20 protein-coding genes are annotated in these 25,264 nt (G+C 47.8%); 11 read left to right on the forward strand and 9 right to left on the reverse strand.

Going from position 1 to position 25,264, the window contains the following annotated elements; genetic code table 11:
* Nucleotides 1-300 (forward strand): transposase (locus CHB92_RS20260; protein ID WP_144266354.1); only part of this gene is annotated, 300 nt, incomplete at its 5' end.
* Between the two features lie 255 nt (nt 301-555).
* Here the strand turns inward: CHB92_RS20260 and CHB92_RS20265 are convergent.
* Together CHB92_RS20265 and CHB92_RS20270 are read right to left on the reverse strand one after the other, a co-directional pair.
* A complete protein-coding gene (locus CHB92_RS20265) occupies nt 556-1,473 on the reverse strand; it encodes a zinc-dependent peptidase (RefSeq protein ID WP_089321067.1) in 918 nt (305 codons plus the stop codon).
* A 35-nt stretch (nt 1,474-1,508) separates the two neighbouring features.
* Complete coding sequence (locus tag CHB92_RS20270; RefSeq protein WP_089321068.1) at nt 1,509-2,504, reverse strand: acyl-CoA synthetase family protein; 996 nt, start codon at nt 2,502-2,504, stop codon at nt 1,509-1,511.
* Between the two features lie 69 nt (nt 2,505-2,573).
* Here CHB92_RS20270 and CHB92_RS20275 point away from each other — a divergent pair, with 69 nt between their 5' ends.
* On the forward strand, nt 2,574-3,125 hold the full coding sequence (locus CHB92_RS20275; protein WP_144266355.1) for a hypothetical protein: 552 nt from the start codon (nt 2,574-2,576) through the stop codon (nt 3,123-3,125).
* A gap of 96 nt (nt 3,126-3,221) precedes the next feature.
* Here the strand turns inward: CHB92_RS20275 and CHB92_RS20280 are convergent, their stop codons facing one another.
* Entirely contained in the window at nt 3,222-5,636 is a 2,415-nt protein-coding gene (locus tag CHB92_RS20280; protein ID WP_089321070.1) for an alpha-ketoacid dehydrogenase subunit alpha/beta, read from the reverse strand.
* A gap of 192 nt (nt 5,637-5,828) precedes the next feature.
* On the opposite strand from CHB92_RS20280, the gene CHB92_RS20285 reads away from it, so the two are divergent.
* From CHB92_RS20285 to CHB92_RS20295, 3 genes are all read left to right on the forward strand, one after another.
* Nucleotides 5,829-6,611 (forward strand): DUF1573 domain-containing protein, encoded by a 783-nt coding sequence (locus CHB92_RS20285; RefSeq protein WP_089321071.1) that lies wholly within the window; start codon nt 5,829-5,831, stop codon nt 6,609-6,611.
* 237 nt (nt 6,612-6,848) lie between these two features.
* On the forward strand, nt 6,849-7,961 hold the full coding sequence (gene ald, locus CHB92_RS20290) for an alanine dehydrogenase (RefSeq protein ID WP_089321072.1): 1,113 nt from the start codon (nt 6,849-6,851) through the stop codon (nt 7,959-7,961).
* Between the two features lie 154 nt (nt 7,962-8,115).
* Complete coding sequence (locus CHB92_RS20295) at nt 8,116-9,990, forward strand: LTA synthase family protein (RefSeq protein WP_089321073.1); 1,875 nt, start codon at nt 8,116-8,118, stop codon at nt 9,988-9,990.
* Here the strand turns inward: CHB92_RS20295 and CHB92_RS20300 are convergent.
* Nucleotides 9,979-10,431, reverse strand: coding sequence for a type I restriction enzyme HsdR N-terminal domain-containing protein (locus tag CHB92_RS20300; protein WP_089321074.1), 453 nt, complete (start codon nt 10,429-10,431; stop codon nt 9,979-9,981). The genes CHB92_RS20295 and CHB92_RS20300 overlap by 12 nt on opposite strands.
* A gap of 167 nt (nt 10,432-10,598) precedes the next feature.
* On the opposite strand from CHB92_RS20300, the gene CHB92_RS20305 reads away from it, so the two are divergent.
* Together CHB92_RS20305 and CHB92_RS20310 are read left to right on the forward strand one after the other, a co-directional pair.
* Entirely contained in the window at nt 10,599-11,372 is a 774-nt protein-coding gene (locus tag CHB92_RS20305; RefSeq protein ID WP_089321075.1) for an AMP nucleosidase, read from the forward strand.
* Between the two features lie 9 nt (nt 11,373-11,381).
* The gene (locus tag CHB92_RS20310; RefSeq protein WP_089321076.1) at nt 11,382-13,031 is read left to right on the forward strand and encodes an amidohydrolase; all 1,650 of its coding nucleotides are present in this window, start codon (nt 11,382-11,384) and stop codon (nt 13,029-13,031) included.
* Between the two features lie 71 nt (nt 13,032-13,102).
* Here CHB92_RS20310 and CHB92_RS20315 read toward each other — a convergent pair whose 3' ends face one another.
* The 4 genes from CHB92_RS20315 to CHB92_RS20330 are packed head-to-tail and all read right to left on the reverse strand — an operon-like array spanning nt 13,103 to nt 18,972.
* Nucleotides 13,103-14,431: an MFS transporter gene (locus CHB92_RS20315; RefSeq protein ID WP_089321124.1), complete on the reverse strand. Its 1,329-nt coding sequence runs from the start codon at nt 14,429-14,431 to the stop codon at nt 13,103-13,105.
* Between the two features lie 49 nt (nt 14,432-14,480).
* Entirely contained in the window at nt 14,481-16,028 is a 1,548-nt protein-coding gene (locus CHB92_RS20320) for a hypothetical protein (RefSeq protein ID WP_106219195.1), read from the reverse strand.
* Nucleotides 15,989-17,476 (reverse strand): hypothetical protein, encoded by a 1,488-nt coding sequence (locus CHB92_RS20325; protein WP_089321078.1) that lies wholly within the window; start codon nt 17,474-17,476, stop codon nt 15,989-15,991. The genes CHB92_RS20320 and CHB92_RS20325 overlap by 40 nt, the downstream gene beginning before the upstream one ends.
* A complete protein-coding gene (locus tag CHB92_RS20330; protein WP_089321079.1) occupies nt 17,476-18,972 on the reverse strand; it encodes a hypothetical protein in 1,497 nt (498 codons plus the stop codon). The genes CHB92_RS20325 and CHB92_RS20330 overlap by 1 nt, the downstream gene beginning before the upstream one ends.
* A 582-nt stretch (nt 18,973-19,554) precedes the next feature.
* Here CHB92_RS20330 and CHB92_RS20335 point away from each other — a divergent pair.
* From CHB92_RS20335 to CHB92_RS20350, 4 genes are all read left to right on the forward strand, one after another.
* Entirely contained in the window at nt 19,555-21,273 is a 1,719-nt protein-coding gene (locus CHB92_RS20335) for an ABC transporter substrate-binding protein (RefSeq protein ID WP_089321080.1), read from the forward strand.
* A 10-nt stretch (nt 21,274-21,283) separates the two neighbouring features.
* Nucleotides 21,284-22,657 carry an ABC transporter permease gene (locus tag CHB92_RS20340; protein WP_089321081.1) on the forward strand — a complete coding sequence of 458 codons (1,374 nt, stop codon included), beginning with the start codon at nt 21,284-21,286 and terminating at the stop codon, nt 22,655-22,657.
* On the forward strand, nt 22,654-23,745 hold the full coding sequence (locus tag CHB92_RS20345; RefSeq protein ID WP_089321082.1) for an ABC transporter permease: 1,092 nt from the start codon (nt 22,654-22,656) through the stop codon (nt 23,743-23,745). Before CHB92_RS20340 ends, CHB92_RS20345 begins: the two co-directional genes overlap by 4 nt.
* Before the next feature lie 221 nt (nt 23,746-23,966).
* On the forward strand, nt 23,967-24,221 hold the full coding sequence (locus CHB92_RS20350; protein ID WP_089321083.1) for a hypothetical protein: 255 nt from the start codon (nt 23,967-23,969) through the stop codon (nt 24,219-24,221).
* A gap of 347 nt (nt 24,222-24,568) precedes the next feature.
* Here CHB92_RS20350 and CHB92_RS20355 read toward each other — a convergent pair whose 3' ends face one another.
* Entirely contained in the window at nt 24,569-25,084 is a 516-nt protein-coding gene (locus tag CHB92_RS20355; RefSeq protein ID WP_089321084.1) for a peroxiredoxin family protein, read from the reverse strand.
* Nucleotides 25,085-25,264: the final 180 nt, after the last annotated feature.

Here is a 25,264-nt window from a genome sequence, read left to right on the forward strand (position 1 = left end):
TTTTTTCACCCAGTGTTGAAACAGGTAAAGATTCCTCTGAAAAGGGGCCGTAAAAGAACCAGGCCAGAGGAAGTAGTTGCAGATAAGGCATACGATGCAGGCTACTTAAGAAAGGAGCTGGCCCGCAGAGGCATCAAGGGAATGATTCCTGAAAGGCAGTTGCGGGCTGGAACCAAAAGAAGAAGAAGGGGGCCTCATCATCGCTTCGATAGAGAGACCCATAAGAAAAGAGCAGGCGTTGAGCAGGCTATCGGCTGGCTAAAGAGAATCGCAGAATTGCTACTCGATATGAAAAGCTAGCTGTCAGCTTCATGGCTATGGTGAAGCTGGCTTTCATTAGATTTTACCTGAAAAAGTATTCATCAGACAAAGCCTAGTTAATCTTCTAAGCTGTCTTAGCTACTGCTCTTATAAGGACTTTTATGGGTTGCACTCCACCTCTAGAAGATAGTCCCTTTGCTTATCCTGGCTTATGGGAAAAATGTCCCACAAGGAGGAGACTGCTGCATGTAGCCCGGCACTGGAAAATGTAGTCAGCCTTCTTATAACACCTGCCTATTGGGTTTTCTTCAGCCTGCAACATTTCTTATACTTCTTGCCACTACCACAAGGGCAGGGCTCATTGCGGCCAACGCGTTTGCCAAAGGGGTTTAATAGTTCCCGAAAGTTAAGGCGAAAGCGGCGCTTGGGGTTTTGGGAAAACACCTCTGTCAGCAACTCATACAACTTCGGGTGCTTCTCAGCCAACTGCCCGGGTCTTTCAAAGAAGTACTCCGTCACTACAGCAAAGAACTCCGCCTCGCTGGTGGCTCCATAATTGTCTATGTCGGAGTTCCCCTTGTTAATCTTCCGGATCTCACGGTACATGAGCTCCTGCCAGGGTTGCACCAGTTCCTCCGGCAGATAAGTGGCAGGCGTACCATCTATCTCGCCATCTGCTTGGTCCAGCATATGGGCAAATTCATGAATGCCTACGTTCTTGCGGTCCTGCATGTCGTTGAAACCGCGCTCCAGGGCTGGTTTGGAGAGCGTTACGTAGTGGTCGTTCTGGAAAGGGTTTACCCGCCCGAGCACGTCCGACACTGCCCCGTTCTTATCATTCTTGTAGCGCTTGATGCTGCCGGGGAACACCAACACCTCTCCCAGGTTGCGGTACTCCCAGTCCCGAAAACCGAAGATGGGGATAATGGCACTGGAAGCCACCAGCACCTTGGTCAGATCGTCTATCGTTACATCGATGCCTGTGATGCGTTTTTCTGACAGGAACAGCTGCAGCATCTTTTCGAAGCGATGCTTGTCCTCATCTGTTTTTAAGGTATGATAGAAGCCCACCCTATCCCGGAGGATTTTGCGCCATTCAGCAGGAAACTCCTGCGCGAACACTTTCTTGCGCCGGCGCTTCTTGCGGGTAGCCCAGCGGTAGAACAGCAGGCAGACAGCCGCTACAACAATAAAGAATACGAGATAGCCCATGGAGCCTTTAAACGCACGCCAAGTATGAAAGATGCTTAGGCAATAAGTAAATTACAGCCTCTGATATCAGAATTGTCGAAGCGGCCTAAGACTTCAAAGCTGCCATCCGAATGCAAGCGGCCAATGTCTTTGGTTTCGATAAAGGCACACGAATCCACATTGGCCAGGTCAATCACGTTGATCCCGCCGGACCGACGCCGCAGGCCCATGTCGAAGGGATCGTTGAGGTCACGAAGCAGAACGCGCATGGTATAGCCCGGCCAAAAGATCCCCTCTCCCTTGGAGTAACCCTGGGAGAGCAACTCGGTCATGCCATACTCGGAATGTATTGCCTCTACCCCAAGTCCCTTCTTAAGCAAGGCATGCAGTTCCTCTCGTATCATCTCGCGCCGGCGCCCTTTCATGCCCCCCGTTTCCATTACTGTGACTCCCGTTAGATCCTCCTGCCCCTGCAGTTCTTCAGCCAGGTCCAGCAAGGCATAGGATACCCCTATCAGCAATACTTTTTTCCCGCGCCCTTTTGCCTGTCGTAGCGTTGCGATCAATTTCGCATGGTCCCGCAGGTAGAAGCCTTCCTCCCGCTGCCCTGTCTGCTGTATAAAATGCTCCACCATGGCTACCAGCGAGGACCCTCCCTGTTCTAAGTAGGAGGGCAGCAGGGCCACTACGACGAACTCCTGCAAAGGGCCGTAGAACTCTTCGAAGATGCGCGTAGTTACCTGATGGTAGAAAGAAAGGCTGTTTACAAGGTGCCTGCTGCGGGTTTGCATCGTAGTGCCACTGCTGTAAAAGACAACCTCTGGTTCGAACTCCCCTGTCTTTACCTCCTGCTCTTTAAAGAACTCGATCGGGAGAAAAGGAATTTGCTCAAGTGCCTGCACCTGCTGGGGGGCCTTGCCCAAACGCGCCAGGTATTCCCGGTAAACGGGGTTGTGCTGTGCCTGGTACTGAAACAGGGCTAATGCAACCGAATCAAAGTCAAAAGGGTCTTTTTGGTGCAGTTGGTTAATATGAAAGGCTTTAAAGCTCATGGCGTACAACAAATCCTATTTTTTCTGCGTTTGTTTAGTAAATTTAGCTTCAATTTCCTGATATCCCATATGAACTACTTGTTTAAGTACGGCAGCGTACTGCTGCTCTTAGCCCTTACCATCGTTGCCTGCCGCAAGGAACCCAGTTATAGCGACGTACCACACATAGAGTTTGACAGGGTAGAGCAGTACACATATACCAAGAACAGAATCACCTTCGACTCGCTCGTTCTGGTGGTGGATTTTCAGGATGGCGACGGGAACCTGGGCCTAGCCAGAGTGGCTAGCGGAGAATCAGACCCTGACTTTCTGCCGCCCTTCGACCAGAGCTCACCGTATTTCAATAACTTTTTCGTGAACCTACAGGTGAAGCGCGACGGGCAGTATGTTCCCTATCCTTTAGGACAATACCTTAACCTGAACGGCCGCTTTCCGAGGTTGTCTTCTGACGAAAAGAACGAGGCGCTGGAAGGCGAGATAAAGTATACGTTAACCAATTTCTCAGACGACATCTTCGACAGTAACGATACCGTCCGCTTTGAAATTTTTATCTATGACCGGGCACAGAACAAAAGTAACGTGGTGTACACGGATGATGTGGTCTTGTTTCAGGGCCAATAAACTCATGCAAGTACAGTGTAAGAGAATACACTCATCATAAAAAAAACCGGTTGTCCTAAAGCAGCCGGTTTTTTTGAAATCAATCTTTGCTTTCTCTTAGTAGATCTCCGGGTAAGCCTGCGGATCCGCCTCATGCATGATCTCATAAGCTGCCTCGAACACATCCTCTACATTTGGCTTGGAGAAGTAGTCCCCATCAGAAGAGTATGGCGGACGGTGTGCATGGGCAGAAAGGCACTGTGGCTTGGAATCCAGGTAGCGCCATGCGCCCTGCTCGTCTACTACTTGTTGTAGCATGAAGCCCGTTGCACCACCCGGTACGTCTTCATCTGTAAAGAGCACACGGTTTGTTTTACGGATAGAGTCGGTTATTACATGGTCGATGTCGAACGGTAACAGGGTTTGCACGTCTATCACCTCGGCTGAAACTCCGAACTCCTCCAACTGCTTGGCTGCTTCCATGACCACACGGCACATAGAGCCGTAAGTTACGATCGTGATGTCCGTTCCTTCTTTCAGTACCTCTGGCTTGCCAAGTGGCACCGTAAATTCGGCAATGTTAGATGGTATCCGCTCCTTCAGACGGTATCCGTTCAGGCACTCGATAATCAGGGCAGGATCATCCGACTTCAACAAGGTATTGTAAAAACCGGCTGCCTGCGTCATGTTGCGCGGTACGAGTAGATGCATTCCGCGAATGCTGTGCAGCACCATGCCGATAGGAGACCCAGAGTGCCAGATCCCTTCCAGGCGATGGCCACGGGTACGCACGATCAGCGGTGCTTTTTGTCCTCCTTTCGTCCGGTACTGTAAGCTCGCCAGGTCATCGGACAATATTTGGATCGCATACAGCAGGTAGTCCAGGTACTGCACTTCGGCAATAGGGCGAAGGCCTCGAAGAGCAGCGCCTATTCCCTGCCCCACGATGGTTGCTTCCCGGATACCGGTGTCTGTTACGCGCAAGTCCCCGTACTTTTGCTGTAAACCGGCAAATGCCTGGTTCACGTCTCCTATATAGCCCACGTCCTCGCCTATGGCAAACACACGAGGGTCACGGGCAAGCATTGCATCAAAACAGGCTTGCAGCACCTCACGCCCATCTACCATAACAGGACTTGCCTCATCATATTCTGCCTTAACTTCCTCTACCAGCAAGGCCGACTCATCGGATTGGCTGTACAGGTAAGAGTTGTAGCGCTCGGCGTTCTCGCCCATCTCCTGCTCCAGCCACCCGATTAGCTCCCGCTTGGCCTGGCTCCGTTCATTGCGCACGTAGCGCAGCGCCTTTCTTACAGCCTTCACCGCATCGCTCCGGATCGGATTCACTGTTTTGCGCAACTCGTCGGCAATGGAAGCCAGTTCAGTGGCACGCTCCCCGCTGGCAGCGGCTAGTGCATCCAGCAAACGAAGTGCTTCGTCCTGATCGGCCTTGATAGAAGCGGTGAAATCGCCCCAGGCACTTCCACGCGCCAGTCTTACTGTTTCCTTGGCTTCTGCCTCTATAGCATCGAGCTCTTCCGCAGTTGCCAGTTCGCTGTCCAGTATCCACTCGCGCATTTTCTTCAGGCAGTCGTGTTCAGCCTCCCACTCCAGGCGCTCTTTCGATTTATAGCGTTCATGTGAGCCTGAGGTTGAGTGCCCCTGCGGCTGTGTTAATTCCTCTACATGCACCAGCACAGGCACATGCTGCTCACGGCACACACGGGTAGCAGCCTCATATACTTCACAAAGCGCAGCATAGTCCCATCCTTTCACCCGGAATATCTCATAGCCCTGCTCTCCTTCGCTGTTGCGTTGGAAGCCGGCCAGTATCTCCGAAATACTGCCTTTCGTTGTCTGGTACTCGGCCGGAACCGAGATGCCGTAGCCATCGTCCCAAACAGAGACCAGCATCGGGATCTGGAGAACACCACCGGCATTGATCGCTTCAAAGAAAATCCCCTCGGATGTAGAGGCGTTGCCAATGGTACCAAAGGCCACTTCGTTGCCATTTACCGAAAACTGTTTCAGATGCTGTAAGCCCGGGTTCTCGCGGTATAGTTTGGAGGCATAGGCCAAACCTACCAGGCGCGGCATCTGCGCTGCAGTAGGAGAAATATCAGCACTGGAGTTTTTTGAACTGGCAAGGTCTTTCCACTTGCCCTCCTCATCCAGCAAACGGGTGCCGAAGTGCCCGTTCATAGAACGGCCCGCCGTGGAGGGTTCCACTTCCACATCCGGGTGGGCGTATAATTGCGCGAAGTACTGCTGCAGGGTTAGCTCGCCGATGGCAAACATAAAGGTCTGGTCGCGGTAATAGCCGGACCGGAAATCACCGGGCATAAAAAACTTCGCCATCGCCAGCTGCGCCACCTCCTTGCCGTCCCCGAAGATGCCGAACTTGGCCTTCCCCATAAACACTTCTTTACGCCCGGTAAGGCTTGCCTGGCGGCTTTCCCAACCGAGGCGGTAGTCGTTCAGGATCTCTTCAGTTGTCAGCTTATGAGTAATAGTTGCTTCAGCAGTTTGCATGTTATATCTCCTATACTACTTTTTTATGGGTCAAAAGTACATATAAATGCCCTAATTTCAAATTAGAGCACTTTTTACCCTAGCTTGGCACAATATTGGGTCCTTATCTTTGAAAAGTGAATTTTGTATATTTGTTTTGCTTTCAGTGTAGCAGTACATATTTCCTAATAAATTTTCGCTTCCTTTAAGCTTATGATAAGAAAGCAATACGTCTTAACACTGCTGTGCCTTATATTTGCTGTATGTACAGTGAAGGCACAGGGGGAACTTTCGTTTGAGAAAGAAACCCATGATTTTGGTACTATTGCTGAGGGTACATTAGCTACTTACGAGTTTAGAGTAAAAAATGTAGGCGACCAACCTATAATTATTGCCTCAGTACAACCCTCGTGTGGATGCACCACGCCTAGCTGGACGAAAGAGCCGATCTTGCCGGGTAAGATCGGGGTGATCAAGGCGGTTTATAACAGCACAGGCCGGCCGGGCCCGTTTCATAAGGCCATAACGGTAAGCTCCAATGCAACAGCTCCTACGCAGGTTTTGTACATAAAAGGCGAGGTTGGGCCAAAAGATTTAAAAACTAGTTACACTCCGGAACAAAAGGCAAAGTCACCGCGTTTGGCTTTCGGTAGTACGAACTACAACTTCGGAAAACTTGAAAAAGGGCAAAAAGCCATTGCCAGGTTTACCATTAAAAACACAGGCTTACAGCCCCTGATGATACAAGGCGTGAAGTCTGCCTGCAACTGCGTAAATTACCGGGTTTCGGTACCAGAAATAAAAGCAGGGCAAACAGCAGTTTTGGAACTAAGCTACATGCCAATGCTGTTGAATGAGCAAAACGAGGTAGTAACGATACTTTCAAACGATATTGTCATGCCAAACCTCCGGCTAACGCTGAAGGCAAATGTAGTCGAGAGCCTGGCATCTAAAAATATGTTAAGGGAGGGCAAAGAGCCGGTACCTTTCAGATAGTTTTTTTCATAGTTTTATTTTGTACTAATGGCAGTGGTCTTATCACTGCCTTTTTTCATTTCAGGCCTTTCGGGTTCCCAGAACTCCAGCTCGAAAATAGTACTCCTTTTCGCCTTTTGCAGGCACCTGATCATGCTGTTCAGAAGCTTCCTGCTCACCCCCTTTTATTTCAGTATTGTTATAGTATCTTTGCGCAGCTTTTCCAAACTACATAATACTACATAACATAAGAACGACATGATTATTGGTGTTCCAAAGGAAATCAAGAATAACGAAAACCGTGTAGGTGTAACTCCAGCCGGGGTTATTGAACTGGTGCGCCATGGCCACACAGTGTATGTGCAGTCTACTGCCGGCGAAGGCAGCGGCTTTTTAGACGAAGACTATATCAAAGCGGGTGCTAGCGTACTTCCGAGCATCGAGGACGTGTACGGCATTGCGGAGATGATCATTAAAGTAAAAGAGCCGATCGAATCGGAATACAGCCTGATCAAAGAGGACCAGCTGCTGTTTACGTACTTCCACTTTGCTTCTTACGAGCCGCTTACACATGCCATGATCAAGCAGAAGGCCGTGTGTCTGGCTTATGAAACAGTGGAGAAAGCCGACAGAACGCTTCCTTTGCTTGTACCAATGTCAGAAGTGGCTGGCCGCATGTCGATACAGGAAGGTGCCAAGTATCTGGAGAAGCCAATGCAGGGTCGTGGTATTCTGCTGGGCGGTGTACCGGGTGTGCGTCCTGCGAAAGTATTGATCATCGGGGGCGGTGTAGTTGGAACAAACGCAGCAAAAATGGCTGCCGGTATGGGTGCTGATGTGACCATCATGGACAATAACCTGCAGCGCCTGCGCTACCTGGATGATATCATGCCGGCTAACGTGAATACCTTTATGTCGAACGAGTACAACATCCGCGAACTTCTTCCTACGCACGACCTGATCATCGGTGCCGTGTTGATCCCGGGTGCAAAGGCGCCTCACCTGATCACGCGCGACATGCTGAAGGAGATGCGCCCAGGCACTGTAGTAGTGGACGTGGCAGTAGACCAGGGAGGTTGCATTGAGACCTGCACGCCTACGACCCACGAGAACCCTACCTATATCATTGACAACGTGGTACACTACTGCGTGGCCAACATGCCAGGCGCCGTGCCTTATACGTCTACGCTTGCCCTTACCAACGCTACCCTGCCGTATGCCATTCAATTGGCTAACAAGGGCTGGAAGAAAGCCTGTGCCGATAGCGAGGAACTGAAAAAAGGCCTAAACATCGTAAACGGCAAAGTAGTTTACCAGGGTGTGGCGGAAGCTTTCGGCCTGGAGTTCGTTCCGGCTGAGAACGTGCTGTAAGCACACTGTTAGTAGATAAATAAGGGCGCCTCTTTGATAAGCTTCGGAGAGGCGCCCTTATTTTTGTGTTGTTCTCAGCCACACCTGCTACGGCAGGCAAAGCGATTTAGGCACTTTAAAGCAGAGCGGTGCCGTCCTCCTAGACTTCTGTTTAATGTTCGACCAGTCTTTTACTTTACTGCTACGCCGCCTGGGCCTGCTATTGGCCCTGTACATGCTGCTGCGTATAGTGTTTTACCTCTTTAACCTAAGCACTTTTGCAGAGGCTAGCCCTACCACTACCCTGTTGGCGTTCGTACACGGCCTTCGGTTTGATATAGCAGCTGTCCTGATCATCAATGGGCTTTTTATTTTACTGTCGCTCCTGCCTATAGGCAACACGCTGGCCCCTACTTACCAGCGTATACTGAAGTGGGTGTTTGTGCTCTTTAATGCCCCGTTCCTGGCTCTGGCCCTGGTGGACCTCGAGTTCTTTAAGTTTATTGGCAGGCGCTCCAGTAACGAGCTTTTTACCATTACCGATGACATTGCAGATCAGGTCGGGCAGCTGGCGAGTTATTACTGGTACCTGGGGCTTGGTTTTATACTGCTGCTGCTGATACTGGTCAAATTTTACCCGGATGTTTCCCCTAAAAAGTCGACTCTCCCCCCAGTGTGGCTGCGTTGTCTCCGGCTTTTACTGGTAGCTGGCTTTGTAGTGCTCGGCATCCGGGGAGGACTGCAGTTGAAGCCGCTTCGCCCTAACCATGCCTTTGTCTTGCAGCCCTCCACCCTGGGACACCTCACCCTGAATACCCCTTTTACTTTTATTAAAGGCATTGGTCAGACGCAACTCGAAGAAAAGCATTATTTCGGAACAGACGAAGCCCTTTTAGCCGCGCTTCCCTTCGACCCAAACAGGTTTGTGCAGCCGGAGAATCCGATCCAGAAAGAAAATGTCGTCATCATCATCCTGGAAAGCTTTTCTGCTGAGTACGTAGGTGCCCTGAACGAAGGTAAAGGCTACACCCCCTTCCTGGATTCGCTGGCAAGCGAAGGGGTGCTGTTCCGGAATGCCTTTGCTAACGGGCGTAAATCTATCGAGGCCCTTCCTTCTATTCTGGCAAGTGTTCCCTCCCTGATGCAGGATCCCTTTATCACCTCCCCTTTTCAGGCAAACGAGCTGTATGGGCTGGGGACCATTTTAGAAAAGGCAGGCTACCATACAGCGATGTTTCATGGGGCCGCCAATGGCTCGATGGGCTTTAACAATTTTGCCTCGAGGGCAGGAATTGAGGAGTACTACGGGCTGGATGAGTATCCTGCTGCGCTAAAAAGCAAAGACTTTGATGGCCAGTGGGGTATTTTTGATGAGCCCTACTTACAGTACGTGGCGCACCAGCTTTCAGAGTTGGAGCAGCCATTTATGGCCACTGTCTTCACGCTAAGCTCCCATCAGCCGTACACTGTTCCAGCGCAGTACAAGGGCTTTTTCCCAAAAGGAGACCTGGAGATTCATGAATCTATCGGCTACGCCGACTATGCCCTAAAAGAGTTTTTCAAGACAGCCTCCAAACAGCCCTGGTACGACAGCACGCTGTTCATCCTGACAGCGGACCACACGCAGATGAGCAATGTTCCGGCGTACCAGAATGAGTTGGGGCACTACCGCGTTCCGCTGCTCCTTTTTCATCCGGCTAAAGACATATCAGAGATAGACCCAGAGCAGATCGCACAGCACACGGATGTACTACCCACTGTCGTAGATTACCTAAATATACCGACAGATAAAGTGCTCCCTTTCGGGCACTCCCTTCTGGACAGTACAGACGCCGCTCATGCGCTGCTCTACAATGGCAGTTCTTACTTTTTGGTACAGCAGGGAAAAGTGGCAGAACTTACACCGGATGAGCAGGTACGATTCTATTCGTTTGCTGACATGGCTCCTGCCTCTCCTGCCCCAACAGCAGAGCAACAGCTAAAGGCTTACGTGCAGTACTTCCGGAACGGTATGAGCGGAAACAAGCTATATTTCTGGCTAAAGCGGTGAGGCAAAAACCGGTATCTCCTGCAAGGGCTGAAACTGCCTGGTCTCGAAATTTACCTGCCAGCAGTAATGCTGTAAGCCATTCGTGATGACAAGGTATGGCGCCCGCAGCGTCTGATTGTAAGTAGATACCTGCCGGACCACCTCCTGGGTAATGGGCACATAAGAGGCCTTGCATTCCACTAATAAGTGCGGCTTTCCCTCCGCGTTATACACGCATAAATCTGTGCGCTTCTGCAACTTGTTGTAATTGGTACCACGCTCAATACTGATCAGACTCTTAGGGTAGGCCAGTGTGTTGATAAGGTAATGGACGAAGTGCTGCCGTACCCACTCCTCTGGCGTCAGGACCACCTGTTTCCGGCGTAGGATATCAAAAATCAGATAATTAGCGCCAGATTTCGTAACTTTGTATTCAAATGGTGGCAAATTGAGGGCTTCCATACCGCAATTTAACCAATTTTCCGGTGCTCCGCCCGGGTAGCAAGAGCTGCCAAGGCGGATTTTTTGTATCTGCCGGGTACACAATGCAACACCTGCTAATACCTGATGCAGCTAAAATTGCGTAAGCAAACCCATTAGGAGTCGCTCAAAAACAAATTTTATTTCGTATGAAGACCAAAGAAGAAATTGTAAATGATTGGCTTCCCCGTTACACAGGGGTGCCATTAAATGAGTTTGGAGAGTACATCCTGCTCACCAACTTTATCAACTACGTAAAAATGTTTGCAGACCGCTTTGAAACCGAGGTAGTAGGTTTCGACAAGCCCATGCAAACAGCTACAGCCAATAACATTACCATCATTAACTTCGGAATGGGTAGCGCCATGGCGGCCACCGTGATGGACCTCCTCTCTGCCATCAAGCCAAAAGCTGCCTTGTTCCTGGGCAAATGCGGCGGTCTGAAGAAAAAGACGCAGATTGGCGACCTGATCCTACCCATAGCCGCCATTCGTGGCGAGGGTACTTCAGACGACTACCTTCCACCTGAAATTCCAGCCCTGCCTTCCTTCCGCCTGCAGCGCGCGGTGTCTTCTATGATCAAAAAACATGAGATGGACTACTGGACGGGGACGGTGTACACCACCAACCGCCGCGTGTGGGAGCACGACGAAGACTTTAAAGAGTACCTCCGCCAGATACGGGCCATGGGGGTAGATATGGAAACAGCGACTATCTTTACCGTTGGATTCATCAATGAGATTCCGCACGGTGCGCTGTTGCTCGTGTCTGACAACCCAATGGTACCGGAAGGCGTGAAGACCTCTGAGAGTGATAAGAACGTGACCGCGAACTTTGCAGAAAAGCATTTGAGCATTGGCATTGACTCGCTACAGGAGCTAATCAACTCCGGTGAGTCCGTTAAACACATGCGCTTCGAATAAATAACACCCATGACCAAAACATTTCGCACCCTTACCGCCGCCCTGCTATTGGGTGGCACTCTTCTTAGTGGCTGTACCAGCACCCAGACAGCTGACCTGATCGTTTACAACGGCACGGTGTATACCGTTAACGACAACTTTGATACAGCCGAGGCTTTTGCCGTAAAGGACGGGAAGATAGTTGCCGTTGGCACATCAGAGGAAATTCGTAGCCAGTTTAAGGCGACAGAAGAACTGGATGCCGAGGGCAAAGCCATCTACCCTGGGCTGATTGATGCCCACTCCCACTTCTATCGCTATGGTTTAGGGTTGCAGTCTGCCGACCTGGTCGGCACTGAATCCTTTAAGGAGGTTGTGCAGAAAGTAACAGAGCAGCGTGCGCAATACCCTAACACTGCCTGGCTTACAGGACGCGGTTGGGACCAGAACGACTGGGCCGTAAAGGAGTTCCCGAGTAAAGACACGCTGGACCTGCTTTTCCCGGACACGCCCATCATCCTGACGCGTGTGGACGGCCACGCGGCTCTTGCCAACCAAAAAGCACTTGACTTGGCAGGGGTTACGGCAGACACGAAAATGGTGGGAGGCCTGGTAGAGGTAAAAGACGGCAAGATGACCGGCATCCTAATCGATAACGCCGTGGACAGGGTAACGGCCAAGATACCCGAGGCAACAGAAGCGGAAAAACGGCAGGCACTTAAAAATGCAGAAGCCAATGTTTTTGCCGTTGGCCTTACCTCCGTTGACGATGCTGGTCTGGACAAGGCGACAGTCGATCTGATCGATGACATGCAACAAAAGGGGGAGCTACAAATCCGGGTATATGCCATGCTTAACCCTACCCAGGAGAACCAGGACTACTACTTTAAGAACGGTCCCTATAAAACAGACCGCCTGAATGTACGGTCCTTTAAAGTATACGCTGACGGGGCGCTGGGCTCCAGAGGAGCAAACCTGTTAGAGCCCTATCACGACAAAGCGGGGCACTACGGATTCTTACTCGCCTCAGAGCAGGAGTTCCGGGACATTGCCAAGCTAATGAACGAGCATGGTTTCCAAATGAACACCCACGCTATTGGCGACTCTGCTAACCGACTATTGCTGGATATTTATGGAAACGTGCTGGGAGGCAAGAACGACAAGCGCTGGCGCATCGAGCACTCTCAGATCGTGAACCCAGCCGATATGGCTAAGTTTGGGCAGTACAGCATCATCCCTTCCGTACAGCCTACCCACGCTACCTCTGACATGTACTGGGCCGGTGACCGCTTAGGAGGAGAGCGTCTAAAGCATGCCTATCCGTTCAAAGAGTTAATGGAGCAGAACGGCTATATCCCGCTGGGCAGCGACTTTCCGGTAGAAGACATCAACCCCTTCTATACTTTCCATGCCGCCGTAGCACGCCAGGACGCTAAGAACTGGCCGGCAGGCGGCTTCCAGATGGAGAACGCGCTGAAGCGTGAGGATGCCCTGCGTGGGATGACCATTTGGGCTGCAAAATCAAACTTTGAGGAAAGCGAAAAAGGCAGCCTAGAGCCAGGCAAATTTGCCGACTTTATTTTAGTAGATAAAGACCTGATGTCGATTGCACCTGAAGAGATGCGAGGCGTACAAGTACTGCGCACGTATGTAAACGGGAAGCAGGTATACAAGAAATAAACCGGCACTACCAAAAGGAAGGGGCGCTGCATTTAAATGCAGCGCCCCTTCCTTTTGATAGCCTCCGTAATTTATCGCACAGCCCGCTCCGCCACCTTCTGCTTTGACTCCTCAGTGTTCTTACCTTTCACCAGGAAAAGAAACACTAAGCCCAGCCCAAAGAAGATAATCAAAGCCAAAATGCTGTTTCGCATAGAGCCCGTGTACTGTGCAATAGCGCCATAGGCCAGCGTGCCCAGTACGATTGACACTTTTTCCGTTACATCATAAAAACTAAAGAAGGAGGCATGATCCTGGGTAGTAGCCGGGATCAGCTTGGAATACGTAGAACGTGACAGGGACTGTATCCCTCCCATCACAGAACCAACGATGGCAGCCAATACATAAAAGTCAAATTCACCTCTTATAAAATAAGCGCCCACACAAATTCCTATCCAGATGACTACCGCAAGCATCAACGCTCTGATGTTACCAAACTTACCCGATAAAAACGCAAAAGCATAAGCACCCGCCACAGCCACTAACTGTATAATGAGGATAGTCACGATCAACGCTTCATCCGGCAGATGTAGTTCTTCAATCCCAAAGATGGTAGCCACATACATGACCGTCTGCACACCCATGTTATAGAAAAAGTAGGCTAACAGAAAACGCTTTAAAAGAGGCAAGTCCTTTACCTGCTGCACTACGCCTTGCAGTTCTTTAAAGCCATTCAGAATCCAGCTGCCCTTTGGCTTACGGTGATAAACATTTGCGGGCAAGTGGTAAAAGGTATACTGGGCAAAACCGAACCACCAGATACCAGTGGAGAGAAAGGTAATGCGGGGTGGCAGTGAGGTATTATCAGCGGCAATGCCAAACCACTCTGGCTTCATGATCATGGCCAAATTAAAGACAAGCAGCAACACGCTTCCCACATACCCCATGGAAAAGCCTCTGGCGCTTAATCTGTCGTACTCGTCTTCTGTGGCGATTTCTGGCAGATAAGAATTATAGAAAACAATACTTCCGCTAAACCCGATGGAGGCCAGTACAAAAAGCAAGACGGACAGAGTGAAGGTCTCGCGGGTAAAGAAGTAGAGACCGGCACAGGAGAAAGCGCCCAGGTAGCAAAAGAGCTGCATGAACATTTTCTTTCGGCCACTATAGTCGGCAATCGCTGTCAGAAAAGGGCTTAACGCCGCTATGATTAAAAAAGCGCCGGAGATCGCATACGAGAACAACACAGCGCTTTCCAGGTGAAAACCCAGGAAGTCCACCCTGGTGCTTCCGTCCGCATTCTTCGCAACAGCGCTGAAGTAAATCGGGAAGATGGTAGACGTAATGACTAAGGAATAAACCGAATTAGCCCAATCGTAAAAACACCAGGCATTGGTTACGGTAGCGTTGTTCTTTTGCATGCTGAAAAATAGCAAAATTTATAATGCCAGCAGATGTGTTACCTGTAGCTTATTTCCTTCCTTTCCGCTGGCATAACACCCATAAGACGAGTTCCCACAGTTGCTCGTAGGGCACGATCTCCACCTCGGCAAAGGCATCGCCGGGGGGCAGGGCGACAGAGAGCTTCTCCAACAGGCGCTCTCCCTTCTCCCTGCTCTGCGCCGGGTCCAGGCCTTCCTTAATAACTAACAAAAGCATTCGCAGGAAAAGCCTCCCCCGCTCGGCCTTCTCCCCCCGCAGGTACTTGCTGATGTACTTGCGAATCCGCTCGGCCAGGGGCTCGTAGTCGTCTAAATTGGGATTAGACAGCAGTTCTATGGCATCTAACACCAGCAGCGAGAGGTTAAAGCCCTCTTTGTCCTTGGGGAGCAGTACTAACTCACTAACTACCGTTTCAGTATACTTAAAGTCGTTGCCTAATCTCTCTCTCTTTTGTAATAAGAGCAAATACCTTCTGTATAATTCCCAGCGTTCCTTATCTCCATTAGCTATTTTCAGTATATGCTTATCCTGTAAGCTTTTTTCAATTATGTTCAGTGCTAATTGGTACGACTTGGCATGTACTGCTAAAAGGAAATAGTTTTCCATAAAAGGAAACCAACTCATAGAATAGGGCTCAAAATGTTTTAGACGCTGTTCTACAAAATTCAAGCCTTGCTCATATTGTTTCGTCTGTAGTAATGCATAAGCCTTAATAAAACTATTGAAAGCATGATTAAACCAAGAAGTATGAACTTTGCCTTCGGTTAATAAAGATTCTGCGGCAGTTACACTCCCTATTACTGCATTATAATCACCTGTAAACTCATGGTATTGAATAAGAAGAATATGATAGTAGTTAAAAACAAGCGAAGAGTTTGAAATTTCCCAAAGCTCCTTCATCCGTGCAAGTATAGCAGGGTATTTCTGTAAAGAGGTGCTACGTGCTGTAAACTTATCTTTTAAGACAACCGAAACAGACTGGAAGATATGGATTGCCTCTCTTTCTGCCTTCTCGATTTTGTAAAACTTTTCTAACTCCAGCCTGGTCTCTTCATGCTTTTTCTTATTCCCTAATATGAGGTTTACCCATTGCTTTTGTTCCAGTATCTTCACTACCTGATCATTAAGTTCATTCTGCTTTGCTAGTGCCAAGGCTTGATCAAGTACTTTATTAGCCATTCTTATTTCATTTAACACTATAAGACTCTGTGCCTCGAGCAGCAAGGAAGAACACTGGTACTTGTTAATGCTAGTAGCCCTAAATTTGCCTTCAGGAAGCTTCAGGAAATGTAAATGACTAAGAAGCTTTTTCCTTAACCTGGACTTAAGCATCCTGTAGTTTGCAGCACGATCTCTCTGCCCATAAAGTTCTAAAGCAGCATCCTCATCTGACTTGACCGCACCAGACTTTATCAAATTAAAAAACTTCGTATCCAAGTTGCTTTCATCCTGCAGGTTCAATAGTGGCTGACTCTTGCTACTATAGTGCGTGACTAATCTTACAAGTCTATGCAGATCCTCCATCTTATTTAACGCTATCTTCTCCTTTCTAATAAATTTAAGACGAGTTCCCACAGGTGCTCGTAAGGCACGATCTCCACCTCGGCAAAGGCATCGCCGGGGGGCAGGGCGACAGAGAGCTTCTCCAACAGGCGCTCTCCCTTCTCTCTGCTCTGCGCCGGGTCCAGGCCTTCCTTAATAACTAACAAAAGCATTCGCAGGAAAAGCCTCCCCCGCTCGGCCTTCTCCCCCCGCAGGTACTTGCTGATGTACTTGCGAATCCGCTCGGCCAGGGGCTCGTAGTCGTCTAAATTGGGATTAGACAGCAGTTCTATGGCATCTAACACCAGCAACGAGAGGTTAAAGCCTTCTTTGTCCTTAGGAAGAGCAGTAAGCTCCGTTAGAAATATATTTGAAATTTGGTCTGTTGACTTTAACCGTTGATGCTTTACAGATAAAAGAAGGTACCGTCTATAAAGCTCCCATCTTTCTTTGGCTGAGCTTTGAAGTTTGTTCACTCCTAGATTACTTAAACAACTCCCTATTAGCTCTGTTGCTAATTCCAGCTTTTGGCTATGAAGAGCCAACAAAAGATAATTTTCCTGGAAAGCATACCAATTGAGGGAGTATGCTGTAAAATGTTTTATGTATTGCTCAGCTTGCTCTATCCCTTGTTCAAACTGCCTTGTTTGAAGCAGGGCATACACCTTAATAAAACTATTGTACCGATGGTTAAACCAGGCAGGACTTACTTTTCCTTCGTTTAAAAGTAACTCAGCTCTCTCAATTGTTTGGTGTATGGCTTCATAGTCCCCTGTGAGCTCTAAAAAGTGAATGCTTAATATATGGTAAGCTTCGAAAATAAGGGACGAATTTGTCTCCTGCCACAGAGCGTAAAGTTCTTTCAGCACCATTGGTACTTTAGATAAAAACTGACTACGTACAAGGACTCCCTGATTTAACTCCATGGACGCCCGTCCAAAAAGCTTAGTAGCCTTTCGCTCCCTACTTTCAATCTCATAATATTTCTGTAGTTCTACGTCGGCCGTCCCATATGCTTTCTGATCAGCTGCCATTAAGCTTACAGATTGCTTTAATTCTAAAGCCCTTACAATAATACTGTTAAGCTCACTTGACTTGGCAATGTTCAAAGCTTGGTCAATTACTTTACCAGCCATTTTTAATTCCCCGCCTAACATTAGGCTTTGTGCCTCCAGCAGTAGGCCATCACATTCGTACCGGTGAATAACACTTCCCCTATATTTACCTGTAGGAAACTTTAAAAAGTGTAGTTGATTAAAGAGTTTCTTGCGCAGTCTTGACTTTAACATTCTATAACTAGCAGGCAGCGTATTCTTCCCGTATAGCAAACTTGCTGCGTCTTGATCCGTCGTGACCTGATTTTGTTTTACAAGATTAAACAGCTTCGTTTCTAAACTCTCTTCGTCTTGTTGGTTAACAAACATCGATGATTTACTACCCCGCTCAACAACTAAATGGATCAGCCTGCTTAACTCTTCCATTATGCTTTACTAAGCACTTTTTGGCCGACTAATACCTTCATGATAAAATCCCACAAATGCTCATAAGGAACAATCTCTATTTCGGCATAAGCATCACCAGGAGTTGGCTCTTGTATTAGCCTGTTATATAGCTTTTCTCCTTTTTTCTGACATGCATTTGGGTCAAAATCTTCCGTAACTACTAAGATCAAGAGTTTAAGAAAGAGTTTACTCCTCGAACTAAAGGAGTCTTTCAGATGCGTATGTATGTACTTCTTTAAGCTCTCAATTCTAAACAATAAGGATTCTGTATCATCCTTCTGTAGAAAGTATATGAACTGTAAAATAAGGATGGCGACATTATAGCCTTGCTTATCCTTACTGTATTCAGGAAGTGAAAGAACAAAAGGGTTCGAAGCTTTAAAATGCTGATAATTTTTTCCTAAAAACAAAGAGAGATAGGTTTCATATAACAACCATCTTTCTTTTGCGGCATTTGAAATTTTTTTTAAAACAGGATTTTGATTGACTTTAAAAAGCAAGTTACCTGCAAGTTCATAGTTCTTCAGATATACGCTTAACAAATAGTAGTTCTCCATAAAAGCGAACCAATTCAGGGAATCTTCGCTAAAATGAATAATAAACTTTTGAGCATAGTCTAATCCCTCCTGTAGCTTTTTAGCCCGAAGATGTGCATAGACGAGAATGTACCTGTTAAAATTTGCATCGAACCTACGACTATTTACCTTTTTTTCTTTGACCCATCTTTCTGATAAAAGTGTAAGCTCAGTTATCTTGGGAAAGTCTCCACTCATCTCATATAACAGCATCGAAGCTTTATAGTATGCATTAAAAGCTTCAAATGTTTTGGACAACTGCCATAGCTTAAACAATCTTTTAATTACGTCCTGTAACGTTGGTAAAACCTCGCTTCTAACTTTAATTGATTTGCTTAGTGTAACCTTGAGCTTCTGAAGAATTGAAACTGCTTCTCTCTCGAAGGCTTTTTGTCTTAATACAAGACGTAACTCTTTCTCTGTTTTTAAGTACTTTTTATGTAATCCAGCCTCAGAATAATAAAAAGCTTCGAATTCCAACGCAGCAATAGCTAGGTTCGTTAGCTCATATTCTCTAGCTATATTTAGTGCCTTGGAGGAGACTGGCAAGACTAAATTTAGCTCCTTGTTTCGCAAAAGAACGTTCGCTTTATAAATAAGCCCAAAACACTCATGCTCCTTCTGATAAAAGTCACTAGTACTGAATCTTGAATAATTAGCAAACAACAGCTGATTAAAAAGCTTTTTCCTTAATCTATGCTTAAGCATTTTGTACCTAACATCTCCCGAATCTGATCCATAAAGATCTTGAGCGGCATCATTATCATTGCTATATTTCCCGCAGAGTAAATTAGAATAAAAAAGTTCTTCCTTACCCTTGCCCATTCTTGGCAAGGGAAGCATAGTTCTAATGTTGTTTGTATAGGTAACTAATTTAGCTAAGGTCTTAAGCTCATCCATGTCAGCTTCTTTAGATTACTTGATGTTCTTTCTTATTATACTCAGATCAATAGCACTATTTACTAAAATATTCAATGTTACTTTAAATCAAGTTATTTCATCTTAACTAACAAAAGAACCTTCATATCTTTGAAGCAAAGGACTTTCTCTCTTGTTACTTTAAATGTCATTTAAATCTTTCCTCAAAAACAATTTACTGACTTATTACTGACTTAAAAATACTTTTATCACAAGTATACTTAAAAAAAATCATTCAAAAGTAGGCAAATAAAAAGTTACTTTAGAATCCAATTATTCCTTTAATTTTGTTTGTAGGCAATCCACATTTGCATAATTATTCATTCTAACTCTTACAAATTATGATTTCAATTATCATCGCTGTCTTAATTAGCTTAGCTACTGGCACAACACCAACTGAAACACAGAAAGACAAGAACACTTCTTCTGGAACAACAAATGATCAAACTGTCAACTCTCTAGGAGGAACCCTTGGCTGGAGCGAGACAGGCAGCTAATATTCTCTAAAACTTTCCGCTCTTTTCCCTAACTTGCCTATAGAATTCTATAGCCAGAGGGAATTAAATGCGGAAGATTAGCTTAGTATTAGTTGCGCTATTACTTTTTTTCACTTGTTGTAATCAGCCAGAGCGATCACCGGACGAGGTGCGCATACGGCTTGCCACCGAACCGGAAACCCTTAGCCCAGTAAGCTACAGCGATGCCGGAGGGTTACAAGTGATTAACCTGCTGTTTCAAAGTTTGCTCAGTGCTGATCTTGCTACAGATCAGATGAAGCCCTTTTTGGCTAACCGCATGCCCATAGTGGAGCGGCAGGACTCAGTCACGCTCTTTACCTATGAGTTGCGGGAAGAAGCAAGTTGGGCAGACGGTTCACCTGTTACGGCAGCAGATGTAGCTTTTACGTTAAAGGTACTGAAGGCGCCCTTGCTGAACAATGAGCAACTGAGACCCCAGGTAGCCTTTATTCAGGACATTAGCGTTAGCCCTGAAAACCCAAAGCGATTTACGCTGGTGGCTAAGGGGTATACGCCCGAGATGGAGTTGCTGACAGGTGACTTTTTCATTCTGCCAGCCTATCTGTTCGATCCCGACGGACTCATGAAGTCTGTTGCGGTAAAAGATTTGAACGGCGATCTTTCCGAGCTGGAAAACAACGACAACCTTAAAAGATACGCGGCTAAGTTTAATACACCCGACTTCGGGCGTAATCCGGCTTTACTGCAGGGCAGTGGTGGCTACGTGCTGGAAAAATGGGCCAATGGGCAGTATCTGACATTGAAGCGCAAAGACGATTGGTGGGGGAACACAACGGCCAACACAGGGCACCTTACTGCCAACCCGGAGCGAATCACGTTCCAGATCATCCCAGAAAACACGACCGCTTTACTGGCCTTAAAAAACAGACAACTGGATGTGCTTGACAATATCTCCGCTGACGAGTTTGAGGACCTCCGGAAAGACAAAAGCTTTCTGCAGGAGTACGCTCTGTACACCCCGGATGCATATGAGTTTGTGTACGCCGGCATCAACACGCGCCTGCCTAAGTTTTCAGACAAACGCACACGCCAGGCCATTGCGCACTTGCTTGATGTCAACAGCGTTATAAAAGTATCCCAACAAAACTATGCCACTCCGACGGTTGGCCCAGTTCCCCCTTCTGTCAAGGCGTATTACAACAATAACCTCCAGCCTTACCCTTTGAACACGGCCAAAGCAACAGAGCTGCTTAAAGCTGCCGGTTGGGAGCGTGAGCCGCAGGGTTGGTTTAAGAATATAAACGGCAAGCGTGTGCAGCTGACGCTAACAGTCAACTACCGAGCGGGGAACACGACTTACGAAAATGCCGCTATCATCCTGCAACAGCATGCGGCAGAATTAGGGATTCCTGTGCAAGTTCAGGGCTTGGAGAACAGCCTGCTCAGCGACAAGTTAAAGTCCCATGATTTCGATCTGTTCTTCCGTTCTCTGTCAGGAAACCCCTTTGTCTTTAACTTCCAGCCTTTGTTTCATACATCCTTTGCAGGCATAGGAGGACCTAACTATACAGGCGTTGGAACCCCTGAAAGTGATCGCCTTCTTCTTGCCATCAATGAAACGGCCGACCCGGCAGAAAAAGCAAAACTGTTAAAGCGGCTGCAGGAGGTGCTTTATGAAGAGGCGGCATTCATCTCGATGTACTATCAAAAAGAGCGTCTTGCTGCCCATCGCCGGTTCGAGAACCTGCACATCTCAGGCTTAAAACCGAATTATGATGTGAGTGCCTTCAGGCTAAAAGAGTAAGAACTTGTTGATGCCTCCCTACCTGCTCAAACGTATTCTGTATGCAATACCCTTTCTGTGGCTCGTCGCCTCCGTGATCTTTTTGCTCAGCAGGTTATTACCCGGCTCCTTTGCGGAGGCCCGCATTTTAGAGGAAAAGCAGGGCTACTACAGCAAAGGGTCTCAAAGTACCAGACAGGCCGTTTATCAGGATTACCTGCACAAAACCAGGCAGGACCTCCCCTTATTCTACTTCTCCCTCTCCCCGGCCTTGCCCCAAGGCGTGCTCTTGGAAGCAGACAAGTTACAGGCTGAGAGGCTATTGTGGAAATACGGGGACAAGGAGGCAGTACACCCCTACCTGGAAAGCTTGCCTCACCTGGAGCAAGAACTGCGACTATCCCCCCAAGACGATGCTGCGGAACACCTGGAAACGCTGCACAAGAGCCTTGATAAGGAGAAAATGCTTTTGGCTGCCACAGCTATTTACAGGGAGGCTACGACAAAGGAAGCTCAAAAGGCAGCGGAGCAGGTAGTGCTGGGGCTCCAGGCAATGCAACCACAACCTGCGTATTCCTTTTTGCTTCCCACTTTTACCTGGCACGGGGCACAGAATCAGTACCACCAGTGGTTGTTTCAAACACTTAAAGGAGACCTTGGAGTCTCTTATCGCAGCAGCAGACCTGTAGGTGAGCTTCTCTGGGAGGCTATCAGTAACACTTTCTGGCTCCTGCTCAGTAGCATGCTTATCGTTTTTTTTCTGGCGCTGGAGTTAAGCATGTGCCTGGTGCAAGGCAAGGGAAAATACTTGCGGCGGTTCCTCTTCCCCTCTTTCTTTGTTCTCGATAGCATCCCGGCTTTTGTGCTGGCTCTCCTGTTACTTGTTCTTTTTGCCAACCCAAGCTTCCTACAGCTTTTCCCGGTATTTGGCATGGGGTACTACGCCGCTGAAAATTTACCTCCCTTCGCACGCGCAGGACAGTGGCTGCAGTACATGGCCCTGCCGCTCCTGTGCCTCGTCCTAGCCAACCTTCCTTACATCACCAACCAAGTGTACACGGCCGTGCAAAGTGCCAGGCAGGCTGACTATGCCCGCACAGCCAGGGCCAAGGGCTTATCAGAGCGCGCCGTCATACGAACACATGTCTTACGAAATGCCCTGTTACCCGTTATCACCCTCGTTTCGGATGTATTGCCTGCCCTGGTGGCCGGCTCTGTCATTATCGAGACGATCTTTGCCATCCCAGGGGTTGGCCGGCTACTGGTAGAATCTGTTCTGGCCCGCGACTATCCAGTCCTGTTAGCCATTGTCCTGCTTACGGTACTGGTTCGTTTGGTGGCCTACTTCATGGCGGATGTTACTTATAGGTGGGCTGACCCACGCCTTAAACACAGAACGGCATGAGGCAGATCTGGCAGAAGCTAAAGGTACTAGGGCGCGGTAAGCTTGCCTTTTCGGCAGCAATGGCATATTTACTTTGTTTGCTCGTGCTTATTTCCATCTTGCCCTGGCTACCACTTCCGTACGCCCCAAACTACCTGGATCTAAGCCACACCCTCCAGCCGCCTTTTTCAGCCAATGCAGCTGGTGCAGAGGAAGGCTTTCATTTACTAGGTACTGATGCTTTGGGTCGTGACGTGTTATCCAACATGCTTTATGGCGCGCGCACCGCTTTCTTTGTTAGCCTGCCGGTCATGCTTTTGTCTACCTTGCTTGGCTTGCTCGTGGGTATGAGTGCCGGCTACTTCGCTGGAAAAGGAGTTAGCCTGAACCGGGGGAAGTTCCTTGTCCTGTGCCTGAGCTTTCTTTTGTTTGCGTTCTATGCCGTTTACCTTCCCGCTAAAGCCTGGCGCTTAGGGTTAGGTGACGACGTTATCTTTTATAGCCTGGGCACGTTTCTCCTGTTCACTGTGTTACTTTACACTCTTTTCTTCAGCTTGTTTAGGAGGATCAGAACCTTGAAGAAAAAAGTCGTGTTTCCGGTAGATGAACTTGTCTTGAAAGTCATAGAGGTGCTGTCCAGCATTCCCAGGTTCGTTTTGATCCTACTCTTGGCTGCCCTCTTCCCTCCTTCCGTTGTGTTACTTTCTGCCATTTTGGTGTTTACCTTATGGACAGAAACGGCACGGCTTGCCCGTGCCGAGATGTTACGCACCAGGCAGCTTAGCTACTTTGAAGCCGCCCATAGCCTTGGTTTAACTAACTGGCAACTTCTGTACCGACAGGCCTTGCCTAACATAGTTGGCCCCATCCTGGTCTCTTTCACCTTCGGCTTAGGAAGCCTGCTAACGTTGGAGTCTACCCTTTCTTTTCTAAACATTGGCGTTCCGACCACCTTTGTAAGCTGGGGCCGCCTGATAGCAGGCATCAAAACAAACACGAGTGCCTGGTGGCTTGTCCTGTTTCCGGGTGCTATGCTTACCGCTACAGTTCTGGCCCTGTACACCACCAGTTATTACCTCACTTCTGCTTTTACTCAGCACAAAGACTAAAATGTTACTTTTAACCTCTTTTCAACGCTATTCTTAAAACCAACTGAGCTGTTTTAGCACCATTTACAGCACTATATACAGTACATAATATATTAATTATATACTACATGTCTAACAAGGGCAGCAATAAGAATGTTACTAACGCACCTTAATATTCCTGTTATTAAATATAGTATATCTGTATTCTTGTTATGTATTAGAACCTAAAACCCTATTGTCACATGAGAATCACTGCAAAACATTCGCCCCAGGCAGTAGCTAGCAGCTATAACAGTGCAATTGTGTCCGCTCTACTTCCCCACTTACTACAGGAAGAGGAGCCAGTCGGGTACGCTACTATTGACGGTCACGTAGTTACTCACCTGGATGGTGCCAGTGCCGTAAGCAACGGAGCCGGCATCTTCATCGGTGACTATTTTGTTGGTATTGCTGATAGCTACCAGTCCATTAGCAACTCCTCTTTTGTGCGTTACTAAGGTGCCAAATACATGTAAACCGTATTTTCTTTTAGTTAATTGGTTAGTTATAATTTGTTGGTTGTTTGTGTTTAGAGTAGGCAAAGAGCTCTGTAGTCCCCCCTACAGGGCTTTTGCTTCCTTCTAGCAGCTTCCACTTATTCCCTTACCTTAACAGATGGCAGCACAGCTGGTCCACCTCGCAAAGAAAGCTTGCTGCCTAAAAATAGGCTTGCTGCTTGCCTAAGCCCAAACCGGCGGCTGCTTAATCAGAATAGTTTCTACATAATCTAAGTTTACGGTGCACGTATTATGAGCACGGCAGTAACTCGGAGTATTCCTCTGAAGCGATTAGTGTAATGAAATGCTTACAGGTGTTGCACAACTTCCTCAATCGGGGCTTCTCCTATAAAAGACTTAACCAAATTCCCTTCCTCAGAAAAGATGAAGACGGAAGGAGTCTTCACCGAGCCTACGGTATTTGTAATATCTTCTAAAGAGGCCTGCGCAAAAAAGACATTTTGCTGCTTTGCCAAGTTTGACTCCAGGGCAAACCGCTTTAGTTCGGGCAGCGGGGCATCCGACACAAAATAAAGGGTATATCCATCAAAAGCGTGGAGACGCGCCCGTATCTGTTCAGCTTCTCTTTTACAAGGGTCACAATCAGGCTGAAAGAACACGAGCACGACCTTCCCCTCCAGGTCACTGGCAATTATCCTGGTACTGTCCAGGCGCGTCAGTGGAAGCAAAGGGAGTTCCCCCTGTACGTTTTCTGTGCCTGCTGGTGCCACTAATTTTTCGTCTGAACTGTTACGAGAGTCAATATAGAAGACAACCGCCAGTACCACCACAGCGGCCACAAAAATGAAAATACCCTTCTTCATTGCATCAAATGTTTCATACCAGCACCCTGCCAATTTACTACTATTGCTATGGTGCTTCTTATGGTATACTTTTTATCTGATGCAATGGTCTAAACTCTGTTGCAGAAAAACTATTTGTATAAATCTGTCTGGTGTCCTTTTCCTTTCAACTCAGCTTCTAAAGAGGTAGCAAGAGGCTTT

This window comes from Pontibacter ummariensis (genome assembly GCF_900188175.1).
GTDB lineage: Bacteria > Bacteroidota > Bacteroidia > Cytophagales > Hymenobacteraceae > Pontibacter > Pontibacter ummariensis.